The organism is Gemmatimonadales bacterium (assembly GCA_036265815.1).
Classification (GTDB): domain Bacteria; phylum Gemmatimonadota; class Gemmatimonadetes; order Gemmatimonadales; family GWC2-71-9; genus CAVVWJ01.
Map to the genome: position 1 here is coordinate 1 of DATAOI010000100.1, position 4,616 is coordinate 4,616.

General features: G+C 64.0%; 4 protein-coding genes and 1 tRNA gene. 2 read left to right on the forward strand and 3 right to left on the reverse strand.

Translation table 11 applies throughout. From position 1 onward, the window contains the following. Window positions 1-68: 68 nt before the first annotated feature. Window positions 69-141, forward strand: a tRNA-Gln gene (locus VHR41_19220). 215 nt (window positions 142-356) lie between these two features. On the opposite strand, the gene VHR41_19225 is transcribed toward VHR41_19220, so the two are convergent. Continuing rightward, entirely contained in the window at window positions 357-884 is a 528-nt protein-coding gene (locus tag VHR41_19225) for a DinB family protein (protein HEX3236330.1), read from the reverse strand. A gap of 198 nt (window positions 885-1,082) precedes the next feature. On the opposite strand from VHR41_19225, the gene VHR41_19230 reads away from it, so the two are divergent. Next, entirely contained in the window at window positions 1,083-1,718 is a 636-nt protein-coding gene (locus VHR41_19230; protein HEX3236331.1) for a hypothetical protein, read from the forward strand. A gap of 229 nt (window positions 1,719-1,947) precedes the next feature. Here VHR41_19230 and dinB read toward each other — a convergent pair whose 3' ends face one another. Together dinB and VHR41_19240 are read right to left on the reverse strand one after the other, a co-directional pair. Further along, window positions 1,948-3,291: a DNA polymerase IV gene (dinB, locus tag VHR41_19235; protein ID HEX3236332.1), complete on the reverse strand. Its 1,344-nt coding sequence runs from the start codon at window positions 3,289-3,291 to the stop codon at window positions 1,948-1,950. A 210-nt stretch (window positions 3,292-3,501) separates the two neighbouring features. Beyond that, entirely contained in the window at window positions 3,502-4,392 is an 891-nt protein-coding gene (locus tag VHR41_19240; protein ID HEX3236333.1) for a peptidyl-alpha-hydroxyglycine alpha-amidating lyase family protein, read from the reverse strand. Window positions 4,393-4,616: the final 224 nt, after the last annotated feature.

Below are 4,616 nucleotides of genomic sequence, written 5' to 3' on the forward strand. Positions count from 1 at the left end.
CTGCAGAGGTCAGGGGTTCGATCCCCCTCAGCTCCATGGGTCCGCACTTGGTGCGGGCCAACAAAAACTGCCCCTTGGTGTAACTGGCAACACGCCTGACTCTGGATCAGGAGAGTCCTGGTTCGAGCCCAGGAGGGGCAATACGGCCGCAGAAAAGCGCGGCCGTATTTTTGTGTGGTCTCGTCCTTCAGCAGCTTCGCCGCTTCCGGATCGAGCCCAGGAGGGGCAATGGCCGGTGCAAGTGCACCGGCCACTTTATTTGGGCCTCTTCGTTCGGCTCAGGTCCACGAGTGGGCTGGAAAGGCCCAACGCTACTTTCGTTGGTGTCGCCCTTCGATTTTTCTTCTTTAGCGGGGCTAAGCCCCAGCCTCCGCGACCGCGCGTGGCTGGTACTCTGGCGCGTTGTCGGCGTACCCCCACATGAACGGCGGCTCTGCGCCGCAGCAGCGGGCGAAGGCATAGAGTTGGCCGCGGTGGTGGAGGAACTCGTCGTGGAGAACGTGAAAGGCGACATAGCCGGGCCAGGTCGCGTTCCACGGCGTGGGCACCATCGCCGCAAGCTCCGCGTCGCCGATCCGCTTGACGGCCGCGTCCGCCTGCTCGAAGCACTGCCGGGCAAAGGCCACGAGCGCGGCCTTATTGTCTAGCTTCGCCGCGAACTTCGGTTCCGATGATTCGTCGGCCGTGATGCCGCCCTTCGCCACGCCCTCTGCGATGTCACGCACGATCGATGAGGTGTGTACCGCCAGCTCCTGCGGCGTGCGCATACCGGGGACCGGGTGGGTGGCGTAGCGCTCGGCCGGTATCGCCTCAAGCAGGCGGAGATACACGCCGTATTTCTGCCGGAACTGGTCCCACATTTGGTCGAGGGTGGTCTTCTCCATGTTCAGTCTCCTCCAGAGCGCGATCGTGAGTTCGGGATAGCCAGCGACACCTTCGATGCCCTGGGTATGATGGGAGTCGTCAACTTGCGGCGCGGATCCACTGCCGTCCAGTGGTCGTACGCGGCACCAGCGAGGTCGGGTCGCTTGACGGAACCGGTATTTGCCCGCACCGTACAGCACACTTTCCATTGAGCCCCCATGCGAACCTCGGCCCTGCCCCGATTCTGCGGCACCCTCATGCCTGTCCTCGGCCTGGTGGCGCTGTTGAGCTACCCCTGCTCGGCTTTCGCCCAGAGCGACGGACACTCCGCCGGTCCAACGGAGTTGTCACCCGAGCTCCAGCATGCCCGCGCCGGGCTGGAGAAGTACCAAGACCCGGTAGTTGCGGTCCGTGACGGCTACTTCTCGACGCTCGCCTGCGTGGAGTACGTGAAGGGCGGCGCTGGCAGCATTCACTACACGCCGGGCGGGATGGGCGTGCACTTCCTCAACCTGCAGGCCATCAGTCCGACGCTGGATCCAGCTAAGCCTCAGGTGCTGATATACGAGCCGGTCGGTGACCGGCTGCGTCTGGCCGCGGCGGAGTGGTTCGTGCCGACCGAGGTAGCCGGCACTGCTCATCCCGCAATTTTCGGCCAGGAGCTCCAGGGACCGATGGAGGGACACGTGCCCCTGCAGCCCAAGGGTCTCCACCACTACGACCTGCACGTCTGGCTCTGGAAGTACAATCCGGCGGGCGTGTTCTCGCCGACGAACCCCGCAGTCAAGTGCCCCAAGCGGAGCTACTCGTTCACTGAGCAGGCGCCGAAGCTGGTGGACGCGGCGGGACACTGATCATGCGGGACGCGGTACGACTCCCGATCGGCGCTGCATAGCCGCCACTAAGTTTCGCTAGCCTGGAACGCCTCGACGGATTTCCCTTGGATGATCATCTCATTCAACTGGCGATCTAGATCGAGCACGTTCATTTCGTTATTCCAACTTAGGTTGTGTGGGTGCTCAAGCCGACACCTTTCTTCGTGATCTTGGCGCGCAGCTCTCAGTTCCAGACGCCGGCGTGTTCCTACAACTCCCGCTCCGCCAGTTCACGGAAGGCGTCGGGAACGGAGCGGCGGGCGTCGAGGACGACCGAAGCGTAGCCCACGGACTCCCAGCCGAAACGGTCGCGGATCGCGTCGATAGCACGGTCGACGAGGAGGCGCGACATCCCTCCTCTGGCCCCCGGGCGCCGCGCCTCGTCGGGGAGGCCGAGCGGTAGATCGAGCTGCACCACCGGCTGCTCCTCGATATGCGATACCGAGATGGCAAGCAGAGAAATCGCACGTTCCTCGGGATGGCTCCTGAGGACAGCTCGCACCAGGTCCTCGGCGATGTCGGCAAGGATTGCAGTCGCGGCCACGGGTTGCGGCAGCGTCACGGCGTGGGTAACCGAGCGGAGGTCACTGAAGCGCACCCGCACAGTCACCGTCCGGCCGGCTTTACCCCTCGCCCGCAGCCGCGAGCCGACCCGGTCGGCAAGGTGGCGGAGCGCCCGGCGGATGACCAGGTCCTCGACGGGCCTTCGGCCAAGCGCCGATTGCGCTCCAGCGGAGTGGGCGCGGACTTGAATCCGGATGGCGCGAGGATCGCGGTTCCAGGCGAGGGCAGCCAGCTTCTCGCCCGCGGCACGGCCGAGCAGCCGGGCAAGAGCGCCTGGGGAACTCTTCGCCAAGTCGCCGATGGTCGCGATACCACTTTCGGCGAGTCGCGCCCTGGTCGCCGGGCCAACGCCCCACATCATCTCTACCGGCAAATCATGAAGGAAGGCGAGCTCGGTCTCCGGGTCGACGACAACCAGCCCATCGGGCTTGGCGACCTGCGACGCGATCTTGGCGAGGTGCTTGGTGCGGGCGACCCCGACGGAGATGGGAAGGGCCAGTTCGTCACGCACCCGTCGACGGATAGCTGCGGCGATCTCGGCCGGCGTGCCGAAGAGATGCGTGCAGCCGGCGACGTCGGCGAAAGCTTCGTCGATGGAGATCCGCTCGACCAGAGGCGTGAAGTCGCCCAGTATCTCGATCGTGGCGTCGCCGAGCCGCTGGTAGGCCTTGAAGTGCCCGCCGACGAAGACCAGGTCGGGGCAAAGCTCTCGCGCCCGCCGACCCGGCATTCCGCCGTGGACGCCGAAGGCTTTCGCTTCATAAGACGCCGCGAGCACGACACCGCCTCCTACCGCGATCGGCCTCCCCTTAAGGGACGGATCGAGCATCTGTTCGACCGAGGCGTAAAACGCGTCGAGGTCCGCATGAAGGATTGTGGCCGTGTCCATAGCGAGGCGTGCCCGGGGCCTGATCGACTCGGCAAACTCTGACATTTGTGTGAGTAAAGTACGGCAAAGTACGGCATGAAAGCCAGCAAACTCCAGCATCGGGTGACACGAGCTCGCGCAAAGTTGGCAAGTTGCTGGAGTTTGGGCGGTTTCGGCGGCCCCTCTGGATCAGGAGAGTCCTGGTTCGAGCCCAGGAGGGGCAACTGAAAGCGCCGCATCGGATTTCCCGGTCGCGGCGCTTTCCCTATTGCGGACCCTGCCAGGCCGGGCGGCTACATGCGGATTAGGCGGTGCCGGCAAATGACATCGTCAGTGCACGAACTTTTGAATCCGCCGACCGGTGCCCACGTCGCCTACATAAACGCTCCCGTCCGAAGCCACAGCAATGCAGTGTGGCCAGACGAACTGACCGTCGTAATTCCCGAAGGTGCCGAACACAGCCACGATTTCCCCAGTCAAGCTCAGCTTGAGTACTCGTGCGCGATCCGGTCCATGCTCGGGCAGGTCACCTCCATCTACGACGTAGATGAAGCCGTCCGGGCCAACGCGAACCGCCCATGGTCGTCCCAGCGAGTCCCCGTGCCACGCAGCAAGAAAGCGCCCGGTGGAATCGAAGGTCTGGATCCGGGCGTTGCCTCGATCGGCCACGTACACTCGGCCTCCCGTGTCCACGGCAATCCCATGAGGCAAGTTGAATTGGCCGCGGGCACCCCCAGGCTCCCCCCACTCCCGGACGAACTGGCCATTGGAGTCGAACTCGATAACCCTGGTGTTGCGGTAGCCATCGCTGATATACACCGAGCCATTAACGCCTTGCGCCACGTCGGTGGGTCGATTGAAATGCGCCCGATCGGCGCCTGGGACCCCCCGCTGCCCAAGCGTAAGGAGTGGGTGGCCTTCGGGATCGAGCTTGAATACCTGATGGAGAGCTATATCAGTTAGCCAGACGTTCCCCTGATGATCCACACTCAGACCGTGTGGCATAGCGAACTGACGCGCACCCCACGCGGCGGTCAGCTCACCTGTTTGGGCGCTAAAGCGGAGCACCGTTGGCTCAGCGATCGGTTCGGTGCTCAGCGCGTCGGAGAGCAAGTTACGGCTCGCCCGGCGGAAGACGAGCACGTCGCCCCGTGCGTCGATCCCCACGCCAGAGACTTGGCCCAGCATCTCCCCGGGTGGCACATGGGGCCAGCCGTGCACGACCCGGTATGGTAGGCTGTCCGCGTCAATGGCGCGGGCCGTATTCGGAAGCGTGGCCGCTCTCGAGTGGCAGCCAACTACGAACCCGAGGAGCGCTGCTCTTACGAACGGCTGAATTGTTGCCGACCCATGCGGAAGGTAGTCAAATGATCGCGGCAAACTCTAACATTTGAGTGAGTAAACTACGACAAAGTCTAGCATAAAACCCAGCAGACTCCAGCATC

Bases quoted from the DNA above. Each gene is read 5' to 3' on its own strand.
- VHR41_19225 (HEX3236330.1), bottom strand. From the start codon at position 884: ATGGAGAAGACCACCCTCGACCAAATGTGGGACCAGTTCCGGCAGAAA.
- VHR41_19230 (HEX3236331.1), top strand. From the start codon at position 1,083: ATGCGAACCTCGGCCCTGCCCCGATTCTGCGGCACCCTCATGCCTGTC.
- dinB (HEX3236332.1), bottom strand. From the start codon at position 3,291: ATGCTGGAGTTTGCTGGCTTTCATGCCGTACTTTGCCGTACTTTACTC.